Here is a 262-nt window from a genome sequence, read left to right as displayed (position 1 = left end):
GGCGCGGCGGTCGACGTCGCCGGCGCCGCCGTCGTAGGTGCGCATGACCATGGGGACCTCGCCTCGTGGGCCTGGACCTGGGCCGGGGCGGTGTCCTCCGCATCCCGAACGACGCCTCCCATATTGCATCTGCGAGGTGTCTTCTCATAGAGGGTTCGTTAATGCTTGGCCCATCCGCCAAATGGGCGGGCATGTGCGTTGGTGCATTCGGAGGTTGCCGTCACGCGTGCCCCGTCAGCCGCTCCGCCGACGCGATCGTCGA

This window comes from Streptomyces silaceus (assembly GCF_001419745.1).
GTDB classification, from domain to species: Bacteria; Actinomycetota; Actinomycetes; order Streptomycetales; family Streptomycetaceae; genus Streptomyces; species Streptomyces silaceus.
The sequence above is the reverse complement of the archived record's forward strand: the minus strand, read 5'-3'. Positions refer to the sequence as shown.